The 24,729-nt window shown below is 44.9% G+C and carries 28 protein-coding genes and 1 pseudogene; 26 read left to right on the plus strand and 3 right to left on the minus strand.

What is annotated here, in order from left to right:
* The first annotated feature begins 94 nt into the window (after positions 1–94).
* From ACLVWR_RS13030 to ACLVWR_RS13150, 25 genes are all read left to right on the plus strand, one after another.
* Positions 95–886 (plus strand): N-acetylmuramoyl-L-alanine amidase, encoded by a 792-nt coding sequence (locus tag ACLVWR_RS13030; protein WP_413581084.1) that lies wholly within the window; start codon positions 95–97, stop codon positions 884–886.
* A 60-nt stretch (positions 887–946) separates the two neighbouring features.
* Entirely contained in the window at positions 947–1,693 is a 747-nt protein-coding gene (locus ACLVWR_RS13035) for a DNA cytosine methyltransferase (RefSeq protein WP_413583504.1), read from the plus strand.
* 3 nt (positions 1,694–1,696) lie between these two features.
* Positions 1,697–2,065: a hypothetical protein gene (locus ACLVWR_RS13040; RefSeq protein ID WP_413581085.1), complete on the plus strand. Its 369-nt coding sequence runs from the start codon at positions 1,697–1,699 to the stop codon at positions 2,063–2,065.
* Positions 2,066–2,408: 343 nt separating this feature from the next.
* Positions 2,409–2,651, plus strand: a complete 243-nt coding sequence (locus ACLVWR_RS13045) for a BrnT family toxin (RefSeq protein ID WP_413581086.1) — start codon at positions 2,409–2,411, stop codon at positions 2,649–2,651.
* A gap of 4 nt (positions 2,652–2,655) precedes the next feature.
* Positions 2,656–2,925 carry a BrnA antitoxin family protein gene (locus ACLVWR_RS13050; protein WP_413581087.1) on the plus strand — a complete coding sequence of 90 codons (270 nt, stop codon included), beginning with the start codon at positions 2,656–2,658 and terminating at the stop codon, positions 2,923–2,925.
* A gap of 307 nt (positions 2,926–3,232) precedes the next feature.
* Complete coding sequence (locus ACLVWR_RS13055) at positions 3,233–3,502, plus strand: hypothetical protein (protein WP_413581088.1); 270 nt, start codon at positions 3,233–3,235, stop codon at positions 3,500–3,502.
* Positions 3,502–3,699, plus strand: coding sequence for a hypothetical protein (locus ACLVWR_RS13060; protein WP_413581089.1), 198 nt, complete (start codon positions 3,502–3,504; stop codon positions 3,697–3,699). The genes ACLVWR_RS13055 and ACLVWR_RS13060 overlap by 1 nt, the downstream gene beginning before the upstream one ends.
* 276 nt (positions 3,700–3,975) lie before the next feature.
* Positions 3,976–4,242 (plus strand): hypothetical protein, encoded by a 267-nt coding sequence (locus ACLVWR_RS13065; RefSeq protein ID WP_413581090.1) that lies wholly within the window; start codon positions 3,976–3,978, stop codon positions 4,240–4,242.
* A 1-nt stretch (position 4,243) separates the two neighbouring features.
* The gene (locus ACLVWR_RS13070; RefSeq protein WP_413581091.1) at positions 4,244–4,579 is read left to right on the plus strand and encodes a hypothetical protein; all 336 of its coding nucleotides are present in this window, start codon (positions 4,244–4,246) and stop codon (positions 4,577–4,579) included.
* Positions 4,572–5,963 (plus strand): terminase large subunit domain-containing protein, encoded by a 1,392-nt coding sequence (locus tag ACLVWR_RS13075; RefSeq protein ID WP_413581092.1) that lies wholly within the window; start codon positions 4,572–4,574, stop codon positions 5,961–5,963. The genes ACLVWR_RS13070 and ACLVWR_RS13075 overlap by 8 nt, the downstream gene beginning before the upstream one ends.
* The gene (locus ACLVWR_RS13080) at positions 5,960–7,936 is read left to right on the plus strand and encodes a hypothetical protein (RefSeq protein WP_413581093.1); all 1,977 of its coding nucleotides are present in this window, start codon (positions 5,960–5,962) and stop codon (positions 7,934–7,936) included. The genes ACLVWR_RS13075 and ACLVWR_RS13080 overlap by 4 nt, the downstream gene beginning before the upstream one ends.
* Positions 7,937–8,049: 113 nt before the next feature.
* Complete coding sequence (locus ACLVWR_RS13085) at positions 8,050–8,832, plus strand: hypothetical protein (protein WP_413581094.1); 783 nt, start codon at positions 8,050–8,052, stop codon at positions 8,830–8,832.
* Between the two features lie 189 nt (positions 8,833–9,021).
* Positions 9,022–10,311 (plus strand): hypothetical protein, encoded by a 1,290-nt coding sequence (locus ACLVWR_RS13090; protein WP_413581095.1) that lies wholly within the window; start codon positions 9,022–9,024, stop codon positions 10,309–10,311.
* A 66-nt stretch (positions 10,312–10,377) separates the two neighbouring features.
* Positions 10,378–13,221 (plus strand): hypothetical protein, encoded by a 2,844-nt coding sequence (locus ACLVWR_RS13095; protein WP_413581096.1) that lies wholly within the window; start codon positions 10,378–10,380, stop codon positions 13,219–13,221.
* Between the two features lie 61 nt (positions 13,222–13,282).
* A complete protein-coding gene (locus ACLVWR_RS13100) occupies positions 13,283–13,567 on the plus strand; it encodes a hypothetical protein (protein WP_413581097.1) in 285 nt (94 codons plus the stop codon).
* Positions 13,568–13,581: 14 nt separating this feature from the next.
* Complete coding sequence (locus ACLVWR_RS13105) at positions 13,582–13,806, plus strand: hypothetical protein (RefSeq protein ID WP_413581098.1); 225 nt, start codon at positions 13,582–13,584, stop codon at positions 13,804–13,806.
* Between the two features lie 14 nt (positions 13,807–13,820).
* Positions 13,821–14,024 (plus strand): hypothetical protein, encoded by a 204-nt coding sequence (locus ACLVWR_RS13110; protein WP_413581099.1) that lies wholly within the window; start codon positions 13,821–13,823, stop codon positions 14,022–14,024.
* Positions 14,025–14,270: 246 nt separating this feature from the next.
* On the plus strand, positions 14,271–14,519 hold the full coding sequence (locus ACLVWR_RS13115; protein WP_413581100.1) for a hypothetical protein: 249 nt from the start codon (positions 14,271–14,273) through the stop codon (positions 14,517–14,519).
* 3 nt (positions 14,520–14,522) lie between these two features.
* Entirely contained in the window at positions 14,523–15,392 is an 870-nt protein-coding gene (locus tag ACLVWR_RS13120; protein ID WP_413581101.1) for a hypothetical protein, read from the plus strand.
* Positions 15,393–17,864 carry a hypothetical protein gene (locus tag ACLVWR_RS13125; RefSeq protein WP_413581102.1) on the plus strand — a complete coding sequence of 824 codons (2,472 nt, stop codon included), beginning with the start codon at positions 15,393–15,395 and terminating at the stop codon, positions 17,862–17,864. It abuts the gene before it with no gap.
* Positions 17,861–18,256, plus strand: a complete 396-nt coding sequence (locus ACLVWR_RS13130; RefSeq protein WP_413581103.1) for a hypothetical protein — start codon at positions 17,861–17,863, stop codon at positions 18,254–18,256. Before ACLVWR_RS13125 ends, ACLVWR_RS13130 begins: the two co-directional genes overlap by 4 nt.
* A 7-nt stretch (positions 18,257–18,263) precedes the next feature.
* The gene (locus ACLVWR_RS13135; protein WP_413581104.1) at positions 18,264–19,670 is read left to right on the plus strand and encodes a hypothetical protein; all 1,407 of its coding nucleotides are present in this window, start codon (positions 18,264–18,266) and stop codon (positions 19,668–19,670) included.
* Between the two features lie 33 nt (positions 19,671–19,703).
* A complete protein-coding gene (locus ACLVWR_RS13140) occupies positions 19,704–20,594 on the plus strand; it encodes a hypothetical protein (protein WP_413581105.1) in 891 nt (296 codons plus the stop codon).
* Positions 20,594–21,733: a hypothetical protein gene (locus ACLVWR_RS13145; RefSeq protein ID WP_413581106.1), complete on the plus strand. Its 1,140-nt coding sequence runs from the start codon at positions 20,594–20,596 to the stop codon at positions 21,731–21,733. Before ACLVWR_RS13140 ends, ACLVWR_RS13145 begins: the two co-directional genes overlap by 1 nt.
* Positions 21,733–23,469, plus strand: coding sequence for a hypothetical protein (locus tag ACLVWR_RS13150; RefSeq protein WP_413581107.1), 1,737 nt, complete (start codon positions 21,733–21,735; stop codon positions 23,467–23,469). The genes ACLVWR_RS13145 and ACLVWR_RS13150 overlap by 1 nt, the downstream gene beginning before the upstream one ends.
* Here the strand turns inward: ACLVWR_RS13150 and ACLVWR_RS13155 are convergent, their stop codons facing one another.
* Together ACLVWR_RS13155 and ACLVWR_RS13160 are read right to left on the minus strand one after the other, a co-directional pair.
* Positions 23,470–23,667 carry a hypothetical protein gene (locus ACLVWR_RS13155; RefSeq protein WP_413581108.1) on the minus strand — a complete coding sequence of 66 codons (198 nt, stop codon included), beginning with the start codon at positions 23,665–23,667 and terminating at the stop codon, positions 23,470–23,472.
* A 36-nt stretch (positions 23,668–23,703) separates the two neighbouring features.
* Positions 23,704–23,847: a hypothetical protein gene (locus ACLVWR_RS13160; RefSeq protein ID WP_413581109.1), complete on the minus strand. Its 144-nt coding sequence runs from the start codon at positions 23,845–23,847 to the stop codon at positions 23,704–23,706.
* A 267-nt stretch (positions 23,848–24,114) separates the two neighbouring features.
* Between ACLVWR_RS13160 and ACLVWR_RS13165 the strand changes: the two genes are divergently transcribed.
* Positions 24,115–24,312: a hypothetical protein gene (locus ACLVWR_RS13165; RefSeq protein ID WP_413583525.1), complete on the plus strand. Its 198-nt coding sequence runs from the start codon at positions 24,115–24,117 to the stop codon at positions 24,310–24,312.
* A 102-nt stretch (positions 24,313–24,414) separates the two neighbouring features.
* Here the strand turns inward: ACLVWR_RS13165 and ACLVWR_RS13170 are convergent.
* Positions 24,415–24,531 (minus strand): annotated as a pseudogene (locus ACLVWR_RS13170) (hypothetical protein); the annotation flags it as partial.
* Between the last annotated feature and the right edge of the window lie 198 nt (positions 24,532–24,729).

Genomic DNA, 24,729 nt, shown 5'->3' on the forward strand with positions numbered 1-24,729 from the left:
TGGATAACTCTGAGATATTCACATTTTCGGACTATTTTCTAAATATTGCTGATTCCCCCTTGCGCTTTTGAAATATTCCTTCGCAGGAGGGAATATGTGGAAAGCAATCGTAAGTTTCTTTAAACCAAAATCCAAATTGGTTAAGTCGGCTTCTAAAGTTGTGTCGTGTGCGGATGGGGGCATGTGTCCGATTAACGTGAATCCAATCAAGGCTACTCAAAAGGGCTCTGACTACTATCCAAAAGCCGTTATCTACAAAAACAAGATGAAAACCCGCGGGGGCTATAAAGAAGGCTACCCATTGGGTGCAATCGTCCACTTTACAGCCGGTCACTTCTCAAAAGGGGAAGAAAACGCTCGAGCCGCGATCGATGACGGCATTAAGAATGGATACGCATATCTATGCATCGGAAATGACGGCAAAGCGGTCCAAGCGCATCCATTAAAGCAATGGGGATACCACGCTGGCGAGTCAGCATGGAAAGGCATTCTAGGGGCAGTTTCAGACGATACAGTGGGTATTGAAATGAACTGCGCTGGTAAAGTTGAGAAGGTCGGTGAAAACCGCTTTAAAACTTGGTTTGGTACTTATCTAACTGCCAATGAGGTGCGCTATGTTACTCAAGCTGAGTATGGTTGCCCAACTGGTTACTACCATAAATACTCGGCAGCTCAAGAAGCTACTCTGATCGAAATCCTTGTTTGGCTGGTTACCAATGATCCAACCGGCAAGTTTAAGATCGATTTCATCCTTGGACACCACGAGGTCGCGGGAATGCTTGGTATCGGTAAATGGCGCAAAAATGATCCAGGCGGCTCGCTTTCCATGACTATGCCTCAGCTCCGTAAATTGGTTCAGGACAAAGTCAAAGCGTTGGGTGTGTAGTTGGATGGCTTGGATTTATTTAGCGGAATCGGCGGAATCTCAAGCGCACTCGAACCATGGGTGCGCACTGTCGCTTACTGTGAACAAGATCGATACGCACAATCCGTCCTTATTTCCAGAATGGCAGAAGGTAAGCTGCACCGAGCACCGATTTGGGATGATGTGCAAACGCTCACCGGAGACATGTTGCCGCCAATTGACATTATTTTTGGAGGGTTCCCATGCCAAGACATCAGTGTTGCAGGTAATGGAGTTGGCTTGGATGGAAAGCGAAGCGGTCTATTCTTCGAAATTATCCGACTCACAAAAGAAACTAGAGCGCCGTTTGTGTTCCTCGAAAACGTCCCAGCCATTAGAACTCGCGGACTTCGTGAGGTTATCGGAGCATTTACCGAAATCGGGTATGACTGTCGTTGGACGTGTTTATCAGCCGCAAGCGTTGGAGCTCCACACAAACGCGAAAGATGGTTTTTGTTGGCCAACTCCAACAGTGTACGGGAATTATCAAAACAAAATTCAGGGCAAGAGCCACTTGATCGGGCTAGCTACGGCGGTCAAGATGTGGCCAACACCGGCAGCTCAAGATGCGAAAAACAGCATGCTTCCACCGAGCCAGGTGGACCGGGACACAATTCCGGGTGCACTTTTGAGGGGGGGGGAAATGCCTGGTGGGAAACTGAACCCGCAGTGGGTCGAGTGGTTGATGGGGTATCAAATCGGGTGGACCGAATTAAATGCCTTGGGAACTCAGTTGTTCCACTCCAAGTCAGAACGGCGTTCAAAGCGCTCGCGGGAATTGCAGGTTAGCGCATGATCACCTTCTTCATCCCTGATCTTCCTTTGATGACCAATCAGCTTCTAAGGAGGCATTGGTCTTTCATTATGAAGGAAAAGCAGAAATGGCACCGCTTAATTGACGTGGCGGTGATCCATCAAAAGATTCTCATGGGTTTAGATAAGCCTTTAGAAAAAGCCCGCATCACTTTTATTCGCAGGAGTACTCGTGAGCCGGATTATGATGGGTTGATTAGCGGGTTTAAGTTCGTAACTGACGGGCTGGTTGAATCTGGAGTCATCGTGGATGACAAGGTTTCGGTCATCGGTAAGTCAGAGTATTTATGGGAAAAAGCAATTAACAATAAAAGCCAGGGGATTCTGGTTTGTGTGGAGGGTGTGTGACCGGCTATCACCTAATGGCAGCTGTTTTGTATCTGGAAAGCATTTACTGGAGACATCGTGAAAACACAAAGTACGACGCATTTTGCACCCTTATGTGTGTATTGCTCTTTGTGGTTGGGGAGTTCCAATGATCCGCCTAACCTACTACATAATCGTAATCTCCCTCCTCACCTTCGCGGTGCTGGTGAGTGGCAGGTAGCAAATCACCAACTCCGCGTTATCTCAATTTTAGGCATATCCTATCCCAAGGGGGCCTATAATGGACTTGAGAACGAATTTAACACCAAAAGAACACATAAATAATATACTCGACATTGTATGTACAACGCGGTATATTAAGTCTATGAGATTCACGTGGGACGACGATAAAAATACCGCGAACCAAAAAAAGCACGGGATCAGTTTTGAAGAAGCTATTTCGATCTTTGATGGTACAGAAGAAATCGAGTTCGACAGTGAGCACTCAACTGAAGACGAAGAACGCTATTTGGCGTTCGGTCGCATCGAGAATCGCGGCGCAGTAGTTGTGGTTTTCTGCGAAATCGTGGACGACGTAATTAGAATAATCTCTGCAAGAAAAGGGTGAAAGTATGCCAAACTTAAAACAAGCGATGAAAATCGCAAAAGAAACAGGGAAACGTACAAAAGTAACTGAACCTACGGCGGTTGATTCCGTTAAGGTGAATACTTCTATTCGCCTGGATCTTGAGGTTTTGAATTGGTTTAAAACTGAAGCCGAGAAAAAAGGCATGGGTTATCAAACCCTGATAAACTCAGTCCTTGTTCAACATACAAGACAAGGGTCAATAGAAGACCGCATGGCGGATTTTGACAAGAGACTTAGAAAAGTTGGCGGTTAAGCCGCCTCTTTCTCCGCAGTCTCAATAATCTGTTGAATGTAATCCCTAATCATAGTGCAGAAATCGACACTCTGTTCACGTCTTAGGCGCTCCATTGAGTGCTTCATTTCTTTTGAAATAGGCGTCGTGTGGCGTGATTCTAAAAGATTGTACTTTTTAGTTTTAAGCTTAAGTTCCATGACCCTATGAAAGCAAAGCTGACAGGGCATTTCAAGGAAAATGTCACCACAGTATAAGTATACTTTAATATACCTAGAGTAAACCCACAGACAGGCCAAAACTTAGTTCTCACACATAGGAGACTAAGTTGGATACACCAAAACTGACACCGGCAGATTCGCTAAATCAGAAAAAAGCAACGCATGACTATTTGGCGTCTGCGATTCAAATCCTTACAACTCGTGTTCAATTCTTTCATGAGGAATTCGAGGGCGTGTACACGCTTGTAAATTTCCTTCGGAATTTTAAAGCCCAGGTATTGGCTGAGATTCATGAAATCGAACCACCTAAAGAAGGTGAAGTACAAAAACCATACTTAATGGATCTTTCTCACGTTAAGGGCGAAGGGAAAGAGTAATGGCAAAGAAGCAAAGTGGTGAAGTGGTTAGGGTTTTCCTTCCGACACGGGCAGATGGTGCGTACGGTTTCAATGAATACGAAATCAGTGCTGATGCGCTCAAAGAGGGGAAGCTGGTAAAATCACAAGAACCAGATATCTTTGCAATCTTTGTGAATAACTTCACAAGAGCTATGAGAGAGTTTTTTGGTATCTAAAGCCAAAGACTTCTTTTATGAGCATCACACAATTGCAATCCTATTTGGGGTTGCAATTAGATTTATATTCGTGGGACTTAGCCCTGCTGATTGCCTCGCATCCACAGTTTTACTCTTGTCTAGCTTGGTTTTTCGAATCATTTATTACAAATATCCGAAACAACCAGATCTGAAACTTCATTTGGAAACTCTGCAGTCGCAGATTCAAGAAACTATCACCAAGGTTGAAACGATTGATCGGGACGTCACGGGGCTTAAGTTCGCAAAGGCTGGACGATGAAGCTTTCTTTAAAGAAGCTCATTGATGATTTAGATTATTGGATCTTTATCGGTACCGGGGATGACATTGTAAATGCCCCATCCAATCGTCAAGAGTACCAGCATTTGGTTAGTCTTGCCAGGGAGCGAGGGATTGAATCAAGCAAGATCCCGAAGTTCACCCTTAAAGTTTTGCAGAAAGAGGCGAGGCATCCTTCGCTTTGCAGCCCAACGAAACGCATTCTCTTTTGGCGTCGATTTAAAGGCGTTATTCTTAGGGGGTAGCGTGCCTTTCATAAAAGGAATGCCAAGACCACCTAATGCTGGCCGCAAAAAAGGTTCACCAAACAAAAGAACCACAATGAAGGTTCTTGAAGTGCTGACCGAGCGTGAAGTTAATCCAACTGAAAAGATCTTGGATTTGATTCCACTACTAGATCCCCAAGACCAACTGCGTGCATGGTGCTTTCTGATTTCTTATTCACAAGCAAAACCAAACGAAATTGAAGCTCCAAAGGGTGCAGTTGACGATGGTGTGATTGAGCAGATGAAAGATGTATCAGATGCAAATCTAATTAAGCTCGCTACATATCGACCACAGAAAGATGAAGACGATGAGTGATGATGCAGATTTCACACCATCATTGATCGCCAAACATCTACTTTGGCACCGCGGGAATCTTTCATGGAAGCACCATGATGGGCAAAAGGTTATTGATGCCGCCTACCGCTCAATTGATAAATTCTTATTCGTTGGGAACTGCTCAAGACGTTTTGGAAAGACGTTCTGGGTAGCAACCGAGTGCGCCGAAGTTGCATTAAAGAAAAAGAAGGCGAGGGTTAAGGTTGCCACTGCTTTTCTAACTGATCTTGAAGAGTTTCTGATTCCAATTTTCGATGCTGTCTTTGAAGATTGCCCCGAAGAGATAAAGCCAAAATGGCATGAAGCTAAAAAGAAGTACCGTTTTAAAAATGGTTCTGAAATTCAACTGATTGGTCTGGATCGCAAACCCAATGCCGGCCGCGGTAACTACTGCGACCTCTATGTTTTTGATGAAGCTGCGTTCATTAAGAATGTTTCTTATATTTATTCATCTGTTGTTATTCCAATGACGATGTACCGCAAGGGTGCGCGCGTAATTATGATTTCAACACCACCGAAATCTCCAGATCATGATTTTAAAGATTTCGTTACGAAGGCGCGTCAGGAAAAAGCCTACGTTGAACTTGATATCGACAAAAACCCGATGGTTACGGCGGAAATGCGCGCAATTTACAAAGCTGAATGTCTAACTAAGACAGACTGGTTGCGCGAGTACAAATGCCAGTTCGTTACAGATCAGACGCTTGCAATTATTCCTGAAATGTTTGGCTACGACTTTTCTCGCAAAGACCGAACGCCGGAACATTACGAACACTTTCATAAATACAATGGCATGGATCTCGGCGTTGCTGACTTTAACGTCAATCTCTTTGGATATTACGATTTCACACGAGCAAAGTTTGTTGTAGAGCGGGAACTTGTGATGAATGGGCCAGAGATGACAACTCCAAAGCTACACGCGGCGATTTCAAAGGTTGAAACTGAACTTTGGGGCGCCAAAGAACCGTACAAGCGATGGTCTGACAATAACAATCCACTTCTTCTTTTAGATTTGGGTGCAATTCACAATATGTTTTTCAATTCCACTTCGAAAGATGACCTTCACGCTATGGTAAATAAGGTTCGCGTGTGGATCCAGGACAAACGAATCGAAATCGACGAGTCGTGTGTATTTTTGATCGACTCATTGAAGTACGGGCTCTGGAATGAACGCCGTACTGAGTTCGCAAGATCTAAGCACTTAGGACATTACGACGCCGTGGCTGCATTAATGTACTTAATACGGAACATAGATGAAACGACAAATCCTATTCCAGTCAAAATTGGCTTCGATCAAGTCAATCTCGACCCACCAAAAAATGATTTAACAAAAATGGTTCCAAACTTTAGGAGAAAAAGATGATAAAGACATATTGGGCAGCGGAAAGCCCAGATAATATCGCCAAGGAAGTGATGAGAAAGGTTGAGGCATACCAAGAGTTTGTTAAAACCTCCGGAATTTTAACCGATTTACGCGCGTCCTATGATGCGTTTTATGCTGATATTGAAATTCAGGATCTTGATGAGTCAATTAAGGCCGTAAATATCAACCACTATGCAAGCTACATTCGTAACATTCACAATATGGTGTGTTCATCTCGGCCAGCATGGGAACCCCAGGCGATAAACACTGACCTTGAGTCGCAAGCCGACACAACTTTGGCGGCGGGTCTTCTTGATTACTATATGCGCGAAAAGCACATTGAGAGTGATCTTACTGAGTCCGCTTTGAGAGCACTCTATTTAAAAGAAGGATGGATCTCACTTGGTTGGAATGCCACCGGTGGGAAAGCTATTGGCGTAAATCCTGAAACTGGCGATCCAATCAAAGAAGGTGATTTCAAGGTTGGTACCCATACCCTTTTAGACGTAGCGCGAGACTTTTATCGCAAAGACATGAAGCACAATTGGTATATTTTGCGCGAGTGGGAGAATAAGTTTGATCTTGCTGCGCGACATCCTGAAAAAGCAGGCGAAATTATTAAGCTCACAATGAGCGCGAGAGATCGTGTTGATTACGAATTATCGAGCGCGAAAATGAATACGCTCACTAAAGAAATTGATACTGATTTAATCCCTGTCTACACGCTTTTACATGACAAAACCGATGCACTGAAAACTGGGCGAATGACAATTGTCTTAAATGCTGACATTGAGTTGTTTGACGGACCATTGCCATATAAGCGTCTGTTGCTTTTCCCGATCACGACAGGAAAACAGCACGAAACTGCTTTCGGTCACTCTTATCCGATGGATCTTTTGCCGATTCAAAGTGCTTTCAATATGACTGTGAGTTCAATTCTCACGAATCAAGCAGCGAACGCAGTTCAGAATTTTCAAATCCCAAAAGGGGCTTCGCCGAATCTTTCAAAAGTTGCAAGTGGTATGAATGTTTGGGAGTACGATCCCAAAGCAGGCAAAATGGAGACCATGGACCTGTTAAAGACGGCTCCAGAGGTTTTCAATTTCGCAGAGTTTTTAATCAACCAAGGAGATTTGATTTCAAATGTTTCACAAATCGGCCGCGGAAATGCTCCAGCGGATATGTCTGGTACAGCGATGGCTCTTTTGCAGCAACAAGCCATTCAGTCAACGAGCGGGCTTTCGACATCCCACACTGTGACCCTTGAAGATGTCGGCACGGGCTTAATTGAGCTTCTGCAGACGTTTGCGGTGGAGCCACGCTTAGCGTTGATTGCCGGTAAATCTAAGCGTTATATGATGAAGGAGTTTACAAACAAGGACCTTCAGGGCCTCGGCCGTGTTTTCGTTAATCGCGCTAATCCGCTGACGAAGACTGGTGCAGGGCGCATGGAGATCGCAAATAATCTTTTGCAGGCCCCACCACCGCAAGCTGGCAGCATGATTAAGACTCCAGAGCAATACATCGGTGTGTTGACGACCGGAAATCTTGAGCCGCTTTACCAGCATGAAAACTCTCAACGAATGCTCATTATTTCGGAAAATGAAGATCTGATTGATGGGAAGGAAGTTGTTGGAATTTTAACTGATGACGATGCCACTCATATACTAGAACACGAGTCGGTCCTTAATAGCCCAGAGGCCCGCGCGAATCCTAAAGTAACAACGGCCACACTGAATCACATTCAATGGCACATCAATAATGCCAAGGCGAAGCCCCCGGAGATGGCGGCAATGCTTAAGCAGCAATCTTTCTTCCAGCCACCACCACCACCGATAGCGGGGCCACAAGAGGTAGCCGGTGGGGATCCTTCTGCGGTAATGAATCCAATCGCAAATGATACGCCAGTGGTGAACCTGCCGAGTCCCGCGCAGCCACCAAATCCAAACGCTTTTAACCAAGGGGTACAATAATGTCAGATGTAAGTTCGGGGGCGACAGCGGCCCCTTCCGCTTCAGTAGGTTCTGCACCAGTAGAAAACTCGGGTGCGGTTGAAACAAAAACAGAAGGTCAAATTCCTCAGTCAATGAAAGAAAAATTCCTCCTTAAAGTTGACGGGGTGGATGTCGAAGATGAAGTTGATTGGAACGACAAAGAGTCGTTAAAGAAAAAGCTTCAGCTCGCTCATGCTGCAGAAAAGCGTATGAACGAAGCAAAGGGTGAAAAAAAGAAGGCCTTAGATATCATTAAGGCTTTTGAACAAGATCCGGAATCAATGCTTTCGAGATTAGGGCCAAAAGGTCGTGAGATTGCAGAGAAATTCCTTCTTAAGCAAATCCAAGATCAAATGATGAGTCCGGAAGAAAAAGCTCAGCGTAGCGATATGTCTGAGTTAGAGATTCTTCGAAAAGAAAAAAAAGAGCGTGAGGAAAAAACTCTAAGTGATGCACAAGCTGCAAAAGAAGCGGAGCACGCGAAAAGCTTCCAAGAAACTATAATCGGAGCGCTAGAGAAGTCGGGTCTTCCAAAAAGTCCTGACCTAGTCCGTCGTATGGCAAAAATCATGCATAAAAATCTGGACATGGGTCTTGAGCTTTCCAGTGATGATTTAGTTCTTGAGGTGAAAAAAGAAGTTACTTCACTACTGCGTGCGATCGTTGGGGATTCAGATGGGGATAAGCTTCTTGGACTATTTGGTCCGGATGTCGCAAAAAAGATCAGACAAAGTGATCTAAAAAAGCTCCAGGAAAAACAAAGCACAGTCTTCGGGCAGCCCAAAAAAGCAGGGGGACAAGTAGCGCCCGCTAACGATCGACCAATGACAATCGATGAGTGGAAAGAAAATCTAGCCAAACGCTACGAAAAGTAAACTCAAAGTATAATTTTGTATACCTAGCATCGGGCTTAGGGTGGCTTCTACAGTCAAACCAGGCCCGTTGTGCTTTGTGCAACCAACCAGTGTCCAAAGATCTCTGATGAGCCAATCCTCTCCGACCTACCAGCGGCAGAGTCAAACGCAAAATTTTTAAACAAATTTGCCGACAGGCAGGAGATTAAAATGGCTCAGGTTAATACAACAGCAACTTTGGACGGTTTGTTCAAAATTGTATACGGCGAAGGCCCAATTAAGGCTATCCCAGAAGTTTCAATCGTACAAAAGGAAGTTAAGTTCCAAGCAACAGAAAAAATCGGTAAGTCTTACAACTTTCCTGTGATTCTTTCATGTGAAGCCGGGGTTACTTACCTTGCAGCAGGTGCTGGCGTTCAAACATTGAACGATTCCATTGCGGCTCAAGTTAAAGAAGCGTCTGTAGATGCGAATCAAATCATCATCCGCGGTCAAATGGACTACGAAGCTGCTGCAAAAGCAACTTCTGGTGGCGAAGCGGCGTTTAAAAACGCTTCTGAACTATTGGTAGAAAATTTGATGGAAACTGGATCACGTCGCCTTGAGATGGCCTTCTTGTACGGTCAATCGTCTGGTGGCTTGGGAGCCTCTGCAAGTTCCGCGAATGCCTCAACAACTCAAACAGTTGTTACATTCACAGCGGCTTCATGGGCGCCAGGCTTGTGGGCTGGCACTGAAAATGCTTTGATCGAAGCATGGAAAGTTTCTGACAACACTCAAATTTCATCTGCGGCGAATGGTGTTTTCACTATCGTATCGGTTGATTACACAAACAAAGCTATTCGCGTGAATGGTACAACTACCGGCATTACAGCACTTGATGCTGCGACTACCGCTGGTGTTTACTTCACTTGGAAGGGCGCAAAAACAGGTACTTCTACTTGGGTTGAACCTGTAGGTATCGACAAAATCATCTCCAACACAGGTTCATTGTTCGGCATTGATGCATCCGTATACGCTTTGTGGGCTGGCTCTACAGCAACAAGTATCGGTGCGCCAACTGTCGCTAAAATGTTGAATGCTGTTGGTCTGGCAGTATCTAAGGGTGGCCTTATGGAAGAGGCGGCTTGTATGGTATCTCCAAAATTCTTCCAATACATGGCTGGCACAATGACAGACCTACGCCGTCAAAACGGTGGCCAAAAGGAAACTTCTGGCATGGGTGGTTATGAAGCCATCACATTGATGGGCCCGAACGGCAAGCTGAACATCACTGTTCATCCAATGCTTAAAGAGGGCGAATTCTTTATCGTTCCATTCAAACGCTTTAAACGTATCGGTACTCAAGAGTTCTCTTTCGAGACACCAGGTCGTAAGGGCGAGTTGTTCCTGCATATCCCTGACAAAAATGCTTATGAGTTACGTCTGTATGGTGCGCAAGCAATCATCTGTACTCACCCAGCGAAATGCGTCAAGGGTTCTGGCGTAACTTATCCGTAAGTTTTGAATTGAAAGGGGCGTGGGACGTTAAGTCGTTTCACGCCTTTTTAGTGTGAGGAATGTAAAATGGCTGTAAATGTTGTTTTCAACGGAGTTACCTATTCGATCCCGACAGAGGGAGATACTGACTGGGGGCCGGATTTATCGTCATATTTTGTTTCACTAGCCAACAACACACTTCAAAAATCTGGTGGCAACTTCTTTCTTACCAATGAGTTGAACTTTGGCCCGAACTTCGGTTTGCGGGGCGCATACTTCAGATCTAGTTCAACTTCAAATCCTGCGGCCGTTGGATTTGTACGCTTAGGCAATGGACAGCTAATCTCCTGGAGAAACGCTGACAATTCAGCAGATCTAAGTCTCCAAGTTGATGCTGGCAATAATTTGAATTTCAATGGTGCATCTTTGTCTGTTGGCGGGACTCCGGTTCAACCAGAACTTACTTTTAATGACACCTCTACTATCGACCTAGATAAAACAGCTGGCATAGTTACCGCAGAAATTAAGGCTTTGAGTATTGATAACTCATTGATCTCAAATGCCGCAGCAATCGCATATTCTAAACTTAATCTTTCAAATTCCATGATGGATTCTGATGTGGCGGCTAACGCCGATATCGCTCTTTCAAAGCTCGCGGCACTAACAGCTTCAAAAGTTGTCATAAGTAATGCAAGCGGAGTTCTTACTGATTCAACAATCACTTCCACCGAGCTTTCATGGCTCTCTGGCTTAACAACCAACGTGGAATCAGCCCTTTCATCTCTAAACGCATCTGTTGTCGCTCTTGGTACTAATAAAGCTGACGTATCAGCACTATCTGCGCATATTGCCGACAATGCAAATCCACACGCGGTCACGAAAACCCAGGTTGGACTTGGAAATGTGGACAACACGAGTGATGTTACAAAAAACGCCGCCGCCGTTGTTCTTACAAATAAAGACATCGATGGTGGTGTTGCTTCCAATACGCGCAGAATCACATTACCAAAAGATACCAAAGCAAACTTGGATGCACTCACTCGAAAAGCAGGCACCGTCGTCTACGGCACCGATACTGGGAAGCCATATTATGACGATGGGTTGAATTTAAAACTTATCGGCTCCGGCTCTGGTGGATCTGTAAACTATGTGACTGATGGTGATGCAGAGGGTTCAAACCCTTTTGTGGTATCAAAGAATACAGTTGCGGGTAGCACTCCAGACTCTGGCTTTGTTACTTCAGGCACCAATATCACGGTCACTCAATCAGCTACAGACCCACTCTCTGGCACTAAGTCATTTATCCTGACAAAGGATGCGGCGAATAGGCAAGGTGAACAGGCTTCTGTTCCATTTACGATTGATGCAAAAGATAAAGCTAAGGTTCTAACAATCAATATCGACAACATTGTTGGCTCTGGTACTTTTGCAGCTGGTAATCCATCCGATAGAACTGCGACTGGCAACTCCGATGTAACTGTTTGGATTTATGACGTGACCAACGGTGTGTTCACTCAGCCATCCACGTACAGATTCTATAGCAATAGCTCCACCCTCGCTGACAGATTCATCGCTCAGTTTCAAACGGCTTCAAACAGCACTTCATACAAACTTGTACTTCATGTGGCTTCGACATCAGCAAGTGCATTCACTCTGAAATTTGAGTGTTCAGTTACACCAAGTGACTATGTATATGGAACTCCAATCACTGATTGGCAAATTACCAATGACTTAACAGTGTTCGGCTTGACCACATCGACGAGCTATCAATATTCGAGGCGCGTTGGCGACAGCATGCAATATCGCTACTTAGGAATCTTGAATGCCGCAGCTACGGCCATGTTGCGCATTCAGGTCAATAAACCTATTGATGGAACAAAGCTGCGCACTGATCAGTTTCAGAATGTTGGTGCGGCACTTGGCTTTGATGCTAATGGAAGCTTCTATTCAGGTACTGTTGTCATTGATACTGGAAATGCAAATAGCGTTTCTATTATGGGTCCGAATTTGAGTTCTAGGTGGAATGCCGCATCACCATTTACATGGGCCAGTACTGATATGGTTTCCCTTGATTTTACCTTACCTATAGTAGGTTTGTCTTCCTCAGTTCAGATGAGTGATTCTGCTGATACTAGGGTTGTGAGCTTTATTGGTAATAAATCTGTGAATCAGGCAGTCACCGCTAATACTACGAATATTTCACTAACCACAGTTAAGGATTCTCACGGTGCATGGAATGGGACAGACACCTATGTAGTCCCAGTTACGGGAGATTATAATGTCTCAGGTGTGTTTTTGGCGACAGGTGCTGGAACTGATTTGGCTGTCTATATAAATGGAGCGCTTAAAAGACGATTCATTGGTGTAAGCACTACGACAGTTTCTAGTGGCTCCTCTATCATTGAGAACCTTAAGGCTGGCGATCTTCTAACTATTAAATCTGTTACAACCACTACCATTTTAGGTAATGCGGAGTACGCACACCTTTCAATTTCTCGCATTTCTGGTCCTTCTGCAATCGCGGCAACTGAGTTGATCGCAGCATCTTATTGGGCATCTGCGCATGTATCAGCTTCAACCACCCAGCCGATTAATTTTGACAGCAAGGAATTTGATACACATGGAGCCGTCACAACTGGAAGTGGGTGGAGATTTACGGCCCCGGCGGCTGGAATATATGAGATAAGTCTCTCAACCGCTTATCTGATAGCAGGCTCTACATACTTCATCATTTACAAAAACGCATCTGCATATAAGGGCCTTGGCTATTCCCAAGTTTCAACGTCGGCTTTCGGAGTCGGAACAACTTTACTGGAGCTTAAGGCCGGAGAACATATCGATATACGACCGGACACAGGAGCAACAGTTACAGGCGGCAACCTGAGTGCCGGACCTGTCGCTCGAATCAATATCAAAAGAGTTGGCCTATGATCATAGACATCCTCTTCGGCCTAATCCTACTAGCAATGACAATCACAAGAGTGGATAACTAATGGAACTCGCCTTAGCCGCCTTCATGCAAGGAATTGGATTTACCTTTTCAGAGGTCCTAAAGATGTTGGTCCTTGTGGGATTAAACTTCGTATTTATGGGAGTCTTAATCTGGAGACTCCGAGGGCCGATCATCAAGTTTTACAACACAATCATGACTGCCATGGAAGCAATTCCGGAAATGCAAAAGTCGATCTCCGACTTAAATCAGACAATGCAGCAACAGAATTACCAACAAATTAAGCAAGACATTCAAGACATCAAAACCCATTTGGGTATGAAATAACAAGAGGGGGAATTATGAACGAAAAAGCACAAGCAGTTGTGGAGCAAATCAAAGGTAAAGCTTTGGAAATCTCAAAAAAACATTCAAAGGCACTTGCTGCCGAATTGAATGTTGAAGTTTTGCCATTGGTGGCGAACTTGGTAAAAGAGCTTATCCCGGGTCAAGTCGATGATTTGGTGATTGATGTAGCAATTAAGCCGGTAATCGAAGCTTTGAACTCAGCGGTTGAGGCGATCTAGTGTTGGCGGGGTGGTTGGAATCATTTCTAATTGCTCTGATCTTAGCAGCGGGCGAGCGGCTCGCTGCTAAGGGTAAGATCAAAATGGAAAGGTGGTCTGATTTTCAAGCAGAGCTTAAATCCAATCAAATCGCGGCAAGCAAGTATCAAGAAGTTGTTAATAGTAAAGCAGCATCGAGGGAAGAGCGCAGAAAGGCCGAAGATGAACTTCTCAATTAGAATTCTTTTGGGCCTTTGTGTTTTCTTGCTGCCTGGATGTAAGGATGAATTCGAAAACATCCCAATTGAAACAATTAGGGTTATTGATCTCGCAAATGGAGTTTGCTCTCTTCGCGAGGTCACTGAAAAGCGGGGGATTAGATCCAAATGGGTCGCCGATCGCAACGTCGCTGAATGCGATGGCCTAATTGGCTTAACTCCAGAACAATTTAAGAATCTTCAAACTTATACGAAACAGGGGAAGTAATGGAAGACTTGGATTCAAAGAAAAAGGTCCTAGAAGAAATCATGGCTTTGATGGATGAAAAAGAGGGCGAAGGTCTTGCTAGGCATCCAAAGCTAGTGTCGGCGAAGGTTGACGTTGTAAAGCCTGAAGTTGCTAATGAGGAGAATCCATCTGAAGCACTTTTGCAGGAAAAAGAAGAATCAGACGAAGAGGAATTGTCTCCTGAAATGATTCAAAAAGTTCTCGAAATGTACAAAGACATGGAGTAGGTCATGAATACGTCTGAATTGATCAATGCACTCAAAATACACGGGTCATTTCCGACAAGTAACGACCTCTTTACTCCAGCAGATTTTCTAGTTCTGTTTAATCACCAAATGAAAATTGATATCACGCCATTGATGATGAAGCTAAACGAGGAGTATTTTGTTCAATACAAAAACTTCACGATTGAGCCTGGCAAGAAATATCGAATACCAGCGCGTGCTATCGGGACAAATATTCGAGATCTAAAGTACGTGGACCTCAATGGGCAAGAAAACGACATCGTAAGGCTTTTTGAGGAAGACCGGGCGATGAATAAATCTGGTTTTTATATTGTTAGAAACTCGGTTGAACTCTCTAAGGATTATACTTCCGGGACTTTGCGTATGGCTGTATTTGCAAGGCCTTCTACTCTTGTTTTGCAAACTGATTGCGCTACTGTTCTCGATATTGATCAAGCATCAAATAGCATTGAAGTCGACATCGTGCCTGCCGGATTAATTTCTGGTGTGAAAGCAGATTTGGTTCAATCAATTAATCCCTATGATCTTCTATCCTATGATGAAGAAGTGGGGGTGAGTGGGAATACGATTACTTTCAATTCTTTGCCAGACGGCCTTGAAGTCGGCGACTATCTTTGTTTATCGATGCAGGCACCTGTGCCGATGATTCCAGAGGAGCTTCACCCAGTTTTGGTACAAAGTGCTCTTTGTAAGGCACTCTCTTCAAAAAAAGATAAACAGTGGGAAAATGAAATGAATGTTCTCACGCAAAATAAGATCGATGCGACAAATCTACTCACTCCGCGCGTCCAGAATCAGTCTGAAAAAATGCGTTCAGGAAAATTGCTTTCATATTTTACCACAAGAAGGTACTAGATGTCTCAGGAGTTGGTACTTAAGAATACCGGTTTAGCGACAAACCCGAATCAACTCTCTTTGGTGCCGGCGGGGGCTCTTACTATTGCCTCAAACGTCAATATCGACAAAGATGGGGTGGCGGAGCCACGTCGTGGCTTCGGGCGAATTCCTGCTCCAGCGGACACATTAATGCGCAATGATCGCATTACGTCTTATCAAGACAAACTTATTGTTCACCGTGGAAACGACAACTCCATGGCGCATTTTGACGGGGCAGACTGGATAGACTACCTGGGTGACTTTGAGCATCCAAATGCTTCATTGGCCCGAATGCAGTTCAATCACTCAAATGGAAACTTATACTTTACTACCAAAAATGGGGTGAAGGTTTTAGATAGTTATGCTGCCCCAGTCTATTCAACTGGGATGCCAAGGGCGCTTGATGGGTCCGCGGCAACAACAGGTGCTAGCGGCTTTATGGCGGATGATAAGCAGGTTGCTTATCGTATCGTTTGGGGCTCTCGGGATGCAAATAACAATCTTTACTTGGGAACGCCTTCCCAACGAATTATTGTAGCGAACACATCAGGCGGCACCCGAGATGTAGCTTTGACTGCGACAATACCAGCGGGGATCTCAGTTGATGACTTCTACCAGGTATATCGCTCAAAGGAATCAGCAACAGCTTCCGATGAACCAAATGATGAATTGCAGCTGATTTATGAAAAGAATCCTACTTCTGGGGAAATCGCAGCGAAGACGTTCACCTTCACTGATTCAACTCCAGTTTCACTGATGGGGGCTTCTCTCTATACAAACGCCTCTCAGGAGGGCATCTCTGAAAGTAATGATGAGCCGCCGTTTGCGAATGACATCACTTCTTTTAAAAACTTCATGTTCTTTGCCGGAGTTGAATCAAAGTACAAACTCAACATTAAGCTTTTGGCGGTAGACGGAGCGGCCGGCATTGCAATCACTGACACAATCACAATTGACGGCGATGTATATGCGGGGGCTGCTGCGGAAGATGTACCGAATGGTAAATTCCAGGTGTTCACTGCAGGGTCGGCTTCTCAGAATATTTCTGACACTGCGCAAAGCCTTGTAAAAGTCATTAATCAGTTTCCGTCGAATAATGGCATTTATGCCTATTACGTTTCTGGGTACCAGGACTTGCCGGGGCAAGTCCTGGTAATGAGCCGCACATTCTCCGCAAGCGTCTTCACGGTGACGGTTAATAAGGCCTCGGCTTGGGACATTGGAACGGGGGAAGCATCGAATGAGACCTTTCAAAATGGACTGATGTGGTCGAAGAATCAACAACCTGAACACGTCCCAAGTGCTCATTTGGAGTTTGTTGGGTCAAAAAACTATCCTATTCGAAGAATCATTCCCCTTAGGGACTCTTTGTTCATTTTGAAAACGGACGGGGTTTTTAGACTAACTGGGTCGGGTGGATCTTGGTCAATCGAACCACTTGATACATCAACCAAAATTATCGCGCCCGATAGTGCTGCGGTGGTGAACAACCAAATCTTTTGCTTAGCCGATCAAGGAGTCGTTGCGATTAGCGACGTGGGCGTCCAGGTTATGAGTCGCCCAATTGAGGATGAGATCAATACTCTGATTTCCTATAATTTTGAACTTCTGAAGACTTTGAGTTTCGGGGTGGCCTACGAGACAGACCGCAAGTACATCCTTCATACGATCTCAACGAAAAGTGATGTCTACCCAACGATGGGATTCGTTTATAACACGTTCACTCAAGCATGGACTACGTGGAAAAAGAACGCCTCACATGCATTCGTTGCGCCAATTGATGACCGGATTTATCTATGTAATCCTTCTGATCAATACATTCTAGCTGAACGTAAGTCGCTTACCTTCCAAGACTACATCGACGAGGAGGTGGATGGCATTGAGATTGTTTCTTCAGAAGATCACACGCTCATGCTTAATACGACTGCAGGTATAGATGTGGGTTATCTAATTAAAGCGTCCGAGTCAGTATACTCTGTTGTCATGGAAGTAAACTCTGCATCTGACTCTGTTTTAGTTAATGATCTAAAGGTATGGCCCACAGGTCCGGTTTCAGTGTATCAAGCAATTCCGTCTGAAATTGAATATGTAGCCCAGCACTTTAAAAATCCTGGCGTCATGAAACACTTCCAAGAGGTTGCTTTGCTATTCAGGGAATCAAATTTCATTAACGGAACAATCTCGTTCTTTACTGATCTTTCTGGGGGCTATTCCAACACACTTTTTGTGGGTAATTATGGATCCGACTTCTGGGGTTTATTTAAATGGGGTGCAATTCCTTGGGGTGGCGCCACTCGGCCTAAGCCTATCAGATCTTTTGTGCCTCGTGAAAAGTCACGCGGGACGATCATTAGTGTGAAGATAAAAATCGCAAATGCTTATTCTAAATGGTCGCTGAACGGCATTTCTCTGCAATATGAGTGGGTGTCAGAAAGAACCAGCCGCTCATGAAAATTAGTTCTCAACGATTTTCAGCCGAAGACTTTACTGAACAACAAAGCTGGATTGGTAAGCTTTTTACGCCGCTTAATCAGTTTATGGGCGAAGTCATTAGGGCGTTTTCGAATTCAGTCACTATTGAGGACAATCTTTATCAAGAGATCAAAGAGGTTCAGTGGAGACAAAGCACCACTGATTTGCCATTCAAATTTAGAACTAAGTTTGCAGTGATTCCACGCGGACTTTTACCAATTTACCTGCTCAATCGGTCGACCGGCGGATATTCAACCGTTGGTCCTTGGGTTGAGTGGAGCTATCAAAATGGCGAAGTAACGCTGGTAAATGTCCATGGGTTAGTTTCTGGGCAAGATTATACGATGAGACTATTAGTTATTTATGGGTGAGGTTTAGATGCCGTACGCAGCGAAGATGTTTGATCCGAATGAAGAGAACAACCAAAATCAAAGCCAGAATCAAGGTGGCGTGAATATTTCCGGTGGCTCTGGTGCTAACTTCACGACCGGTATCCCAGGACAGAATGCTTCCAGTGGAGGCAAACAAAAGACATCTGGTCAATACGCAAATATTCAGTCTTATTTGGATGCGAATCAAGACCAAGGCGATCAAATGGGGCAAAAAATTACCGATAAGGTTTCGACTCAGGCGGATGATGCGAATCAAAAGATCGATAGCTTTAAGTCATCCACACCTGGTGCCGTCGAAGCATACGATCCGGGTCAGGTTATTAACAATATCTCCGCCGCGACTGATTCCGACAAAGACAAATACAAAGAAATGAAGTCCACGGGTGGATACACGGGGCCGCAAGCTGTTGACCAAGTTGCTGGTTATCAAGACGCTCAAAAGGCGACCGCACAGGCCAGTCAGCAGGTGGCTAATGCGGGAACTGAAGCGGGACAACAACAACTTCTGAGAGACGCTTATGCGCGGCCGAAGTATTCAGCTGGAGAAAACAGACTAGATCAGGTTTTGCTTCAGAACTCCTCCGGCTCGAGAGCTGCATTGGACAATCTCAATCAGAAGTATTCAGGCTTGGGAAATCTTTTTAATGATGCATCCACACAAGTTGATAATGCGATTCAAACAAACACAACGCAAGCTTTAAATAATAAAAACGCTTTTGCGTCAGCAGAACAAGCTGGGATGCAGGCATTTTTGGATCCGATTCAATCCCGTGCTGATCAATACAATGCAAATGCACCTCAATACGCAGATAGGATTAAGAATGATGCCTCTGATTATACTCTCTCTGATGAGACGCTGCAGGCGTTGGGCTTATCAGAAGGGCAGAATGTCTATAACACAAATCTTTCGAATTTCGTTTCCACCAATAAGTCGCAAGCGAATGTGGACAACATGGCAACAGCCGATGAGCGATCAAAATACGCGGCTCTTGCGGCACTGTTCGATGATCCTACACTTTCGCAGATAACAAGCGGCGGACAAGCGTTTAATCCTGTGGCTTTCGATAAAGCAGGGTTTGATGCGGAAGTAGCTTCTCAAAAATCTGCTTACGACAATCTCTATAACACACAGGTTGGCGGTATTTTGAATAATCAATACTTATCACCCGAGTGGGCAGCGGATGACAAGTACAAGCGAATGATTCCAGGGGCGCTGACGGAGAGACGAGACATTTATAATGCTACGGCAAAAGATCTTGAGTCTTTCTGGTTGCCTTTGTTCCAGCAAGCAACCTCACAGTACGGGGCGATGTATGCGCCGGTGCAATCAGCTGTTCAGCAGTCATTAGATGCTTGGAAGAAAAACTATTTAAACAATATTCAAAAGGGTTAGGAATATGACCCGCGTAACTACAAAAGGATAACCATGGGACTACTATCATCAATCTTTGGAGACGGCGGCGGTTCGGATAGAGATTCAGCTTTAATGGCAGTCAAAAACGTACCTCTTCCGGTTTTGAAAGAATACTATCCGGAACTTTATCAGCAAGTAGTCAGTCTTAATCCAGAATTAGAAACAGCTGTAGACCTTGGCCCATCAGAAATGGCGGGCATTGCGACGGATCCAACTCTAAGGCAAGCTCAATTGAATGCGCTATCCAAACTTCAGGAGGTTGGCGAAGCGGGTGGTAGAGATTCCCAATTCTTAGCGGATCAATCGAGATTAGAATCTGACATCAATACTCAACTACAGGGCCAGCAAGGTGCGATTATGCAAAACATGGCGGCACGTGGGATGTCTGGCGGAATGTCCGAAATGGTCGCTAGAAATATGGCAGCTCAAGGTGCTTCAAATCAGTATGCCCAGACAGCAATGGACGCAAAGGCGCAAGCTGATAAGCGTGCTCTAGAGGCAATCATGAATAGTGGTACACTTGGTGGTCAGATGCAGGCTCAGGATTTCGCGCAACAATCGGCTAAAGCTCAAGCTGGAGACGCCATTAAGAAGTTCAATGCTCAAAATCAGCAGCAAGTAATTTCCAACAATGTGAATACCAAAAACAACGCTCAACAATGGAACGCACAGCAAGCTCAAAACACCGCAAATTCTAACACTGACACCCGAAATTCAGGTCAGCAGTATAACCTTGGCTTAGCTCAACAGAACTTTAACAACCAAATGGCTAAAGCAACCGGGGTGGCGAATCAGTACAATAATATTGCAAGTGGTAAGGATGCTGAACGCTCTGGTGAAATGCAACTAGTTGGAAACTTGATTGGAGCGGGAGCGAACGCATACGCAGGGGGCAAAAAGTAATGGATGAGAGAGTAAAGAAGTATCTTTTAGAGAAAAACCCCGACCTTTTGGTAAATGATGGCCGATCGCAACCCCAGGCTTCGCAGTTTGATAATTTTCAGAACGATTTTAGTGATGCTAAACGCGCTGAGGCGGTTGCAGCTGCAGACAAAAAGCAGTCTGGCCTTGGATGGGCGCAGCTAGCTGCCGGCATTGGTGATGCGTTTGCTGGCAGAAGCTCATCTCAAACAGCGCAAAACTTTGATAGGATCCGAAAAGACATTAAAGAAGATACGATTGGTGAGTTTGATAAACGCAAAGATGGAGCGATTAAGGATTTTTCCACAAAAAAAGCGATGGAGGGATCTGATCCAAACTCTGCGGCTTCGATTGCATTTAGAAAGTCAATCGAAGCGAACTTCCCAAATGTAGCCAAACAATATGGTGAAATGTGGGGGAATGTTACTGCTGACGACCAAGAAAGATTGTTCAAACCATTGCAGCTTAAAGAAAGCATTGAAGCGAGAAAAGAACAAGCTAGAATCCTGGCGAGTGATCGGGCAGAAAACAGAGCTCAGCGTGATTCAGATAAGCAAGCTAGGCTTGATGAAAAAATGCAGGGCCTTCAAACGCCTTACGGACTTGCCAATACAATTGATGATGCTAAACAACTTAAAGAAGCCCATGAGTCGAAGAAAAACTTCGATTCAAAAATTCAAGAAATGATTGATCTTCGCAAAAAGTACGGCGGCGAAGCGATGAATCGAGAAGCTGTTGCCCGTGGTCAGCAGCTTTCAAAGGATTTGCTGCTTGAGTACAAAAACATGGCGAAGCTCGGAGTTCTTTCTAAATCTGATGAAGACATCATCAATAAGATTCTCCCAGAAGACCCTTTGGCATTTCACTTCGCAGAAGCGGCGACAGGACAGGATTCTATCCTTTCAAACCTTCAAAAGTTTAAGGGTGATAGTGATCGCGACTTTCAAACGCGTGTTGGAACGAGAACGCGACAAGGCCTGGCTGATATGAAGAATCAATCAGCAGGGACACCACAAAAAACAATTGTGAAAACTCAAACCAACGCGAAAACTGGTGAAAAACGGATCGTCTATAGCGATGGGACAACTGAAGTTGTCAGCAATGTAGCGGGAGGCCAATAATGGCTGAAACTGATTGGGTTGATGATCCGCATCCGAACGATGCCGACTGGGTTGATGATGAGCCAGTATCGGCACCCGCGATGTCAGCACTCCGCAAAGGATTACAAGGCGCTACCGCTGGCTTCTCTGACGAAGCTGCAGGCTTAGTCGAGGGCGCGGGTCGTGCTTTTGGTTTTGAGGGCGCAGGTGGTCCAATGAAAGACATTAAGAAGTCTTCATCTGGCCCAACACTTGATTGGGAAATTATCAAAGATGCTTACCAGCGTGCACGCGATAAAGAACGCGCTGATCTAGAACGTGACTCTCGCGACAATCCGGAAGTTTCCGGGGTTGCTGAACTCGCGGGCGCAGTAGCTTCACCTCTAAATAAAATCATGCCATCCGCAAGTCTTGCGAAATCAGGTGCGGTCATTGGTGGTATAACTGGTCTGGGTCAGTCAGAAGCAAATGATGCCGGCGAAATGCTGATGGATGCAGGCAAAGGCGCTGCTTTTGGTGGCACTCTTGGATATGGAGCTCAGAAGGCAATGCCGTATCTTGAGAAAGGCGCTAACTTCATCGGTAGTCAAATTCAAAAGGCAAAAAACAGCGCTGGCGAGATTGCAAAAGATACCGCAGAAAAACTTGCTTTCAAATCGACGGGCGCAACTCTAAAAGACTTTAGAGCGGCCGACGGGCGCGATCAGATAAATGATATTGGACGTATGCTTTTAGATAAGGGCATTGTTAAAGCTGGTGATTCGGTTGACGATATCGCTAGCAAGACACTTGCGAATAAAGGAGCCGCTGGCTCACGACTTGAAGAAATTTATTCCAATGCAGAAGAGTCTCTTAAATCTTTGATGTCTCAGAAAGGATTTGATCCGGTCCGAGATAAAAATCGGATTCTTAACGCTGCCAAGGCTGAGCTTGGTGATACGGTTGGTTCAGATGCTGCATTACAAAAACTTTCAGACCATTTAGAGACCATTGGATTAAACCAACGCCTTCAGGGCAATGGTAACGTGATGTCGCCAAAGGCTGCAAATGACGTTAAGGGTGGTTTTGACGAACAAATCAACTACTCACGTAATCCAATTTCGAAAGAGCCAGCAAGCGAGAAAGCTTTTACCGGCGCTCGACGAGAGATGAACAAAATCGTAGATGAATCAATCAATGAGCTTGGCGGCGGTGAGGCATCAGCAGCTTTAAAGGCAGCCAACAAGGATTTTGGATTAGCAGCAGAGGCTAATAAGATTGCGCAAGACCGCGTAAACCGAAATGCCGCAAACAAAATGTTTGGATTAACCGATACGATCACTGCCGGCGCTGGCACTACTTACGGCGCAATGACAGGCGACTGGAAAACAGCAGTCGCAGGTATGGCTTTAAAAAAGGGACTCGACAAGGTCGGAACTAGCACCTTAGCAGTTATGGCTGATAAAGTTGGAAAACAACTCTTGAAATCTCCAAGCATGCAAAAAATTGCTGTAGAAAGCCCGCAGGCTTTCGGAGCAATGGTTTACAATCTGGTTCAAAAGATGGAAGAGCGTGGTGGATCGGCGCTGCCAAAGGCTGCTGACAAGCAGGAAGGTGCATCGATCGATAAGGATTCAATTTTGAATAAGCTGAACGGTTCGAAGTATGGCGCTGTTTTGCAGAATGCAGCCCAAAACGGTGACGATTCCTTCGGTGCTGCCCATTTTGTTCTTTCCCAAAGAGATCCGGAATACCGAAGGACGCTTGAGGGTGATTAGCTATCGCTTGCGGAATTTCATTTCCGCTTCGTAGCAAATTGGTGCGCCGGCTTTGTCTTTGGCAGTTTCGCACCAAAAAACTTCATCAGTACCAGTTCTTCTGATTGAAACCCAAGCGGATTGTGCGTCTGTAAGGTGAGTGACTGATGTTGCGCACCCGGCGAGCAATAATAGCGATATGAAGAATAGTGTTTTCATAGAGCATTTATCGGCTCCTAGGTAAACAAACTTAAACTACTTCTTGATCGGCTTAAAGAAATCCACGGTGTCACATTTGAGAAGTTTCGCGAGTTTTCGCAGCTTTTCTGGGGAAGGCCAGTGACGGCCTGTTTTGTACCCATATTCCAGGGCTTGAGCATAGCGAATAGACGTTCCCATGTGCTCTGAAAAGGATTCTTGGGTCCATCCACGCTTTTGTCTGAGTAATGTGAGATTGGTGCAAAATGTTCTGTGGATGTCCGTCATAAACTGCATTGTCTATCGGCAGTTATGAATACGTTACGAACCTGAGAGGTTCATAAAAACACGGGTCTGTTAATAAATAAGGTCTGTTTGTCGTAAAGATTCTGTTTAGACTAGCCGAAAGTATTGCGGACAAGAAATAAAGCCTACATTTGTGCGAACATGAATGGGGCGGGAGAATGAATGCCGACAAGTAAGATTGAGCAAGGTCTCATTTTGATAATGGCGGGTTTAGGCGAACTGAAGCAGCAGATTATTGACGAAGAGAAATCACGTCCCAGGCTTTTTTTGATCCATGGCGGATTGTCCAAGCAATCCCTTGCTCAAATTGACGATAGTGTCGACGTGGACGTCGGGGAGCCGCCCTACGAGGCTGAATAGCTCAGCCCTCCTTGGGTCATCACTCGTTCTGGAATAGTTGGGCATGGCTCTTAGAAGGGCTTTGAAAGTTTCAATCCCTGGGTTTTTACTATTCCCCATTTCAATATCTTCTATGGTTCTTGGTGGAATGCCGGATTTCTCTGAAAGAAATTCACGGCTCCAACTGAGATCTTCTCTCAATTTCCTAATTGTAGCGCCGTTCAAATCCAATATATCCATAATAGAAGTCTATTCCGGTTATTCCGTGTGTTAAACCTATTATACCGTGGATTATTTGTTGCGTAATCCACGGTTAAACGGGTATAGTCTGTTGCATGGATAGAGAAATGACGTGCGAAGAAATTAAGAACGAAGTTGTCAAAAGCGGATTGAAGATCAAAGCACTAGCGAAGCAAATAGGGGTGTCAGCCTACACGC

The sequence above is a fragment of the Bdellovibrio sp. HCB288 genome (genome assembly GCF_047305935.1).
Taxonomy (GTDB): domain Bacteria; phylum Bdellovibrionota; class Bdellovibrionia; order Bdellovibrionales; family Bdellovibrionaceae; genus Bdellovibrio.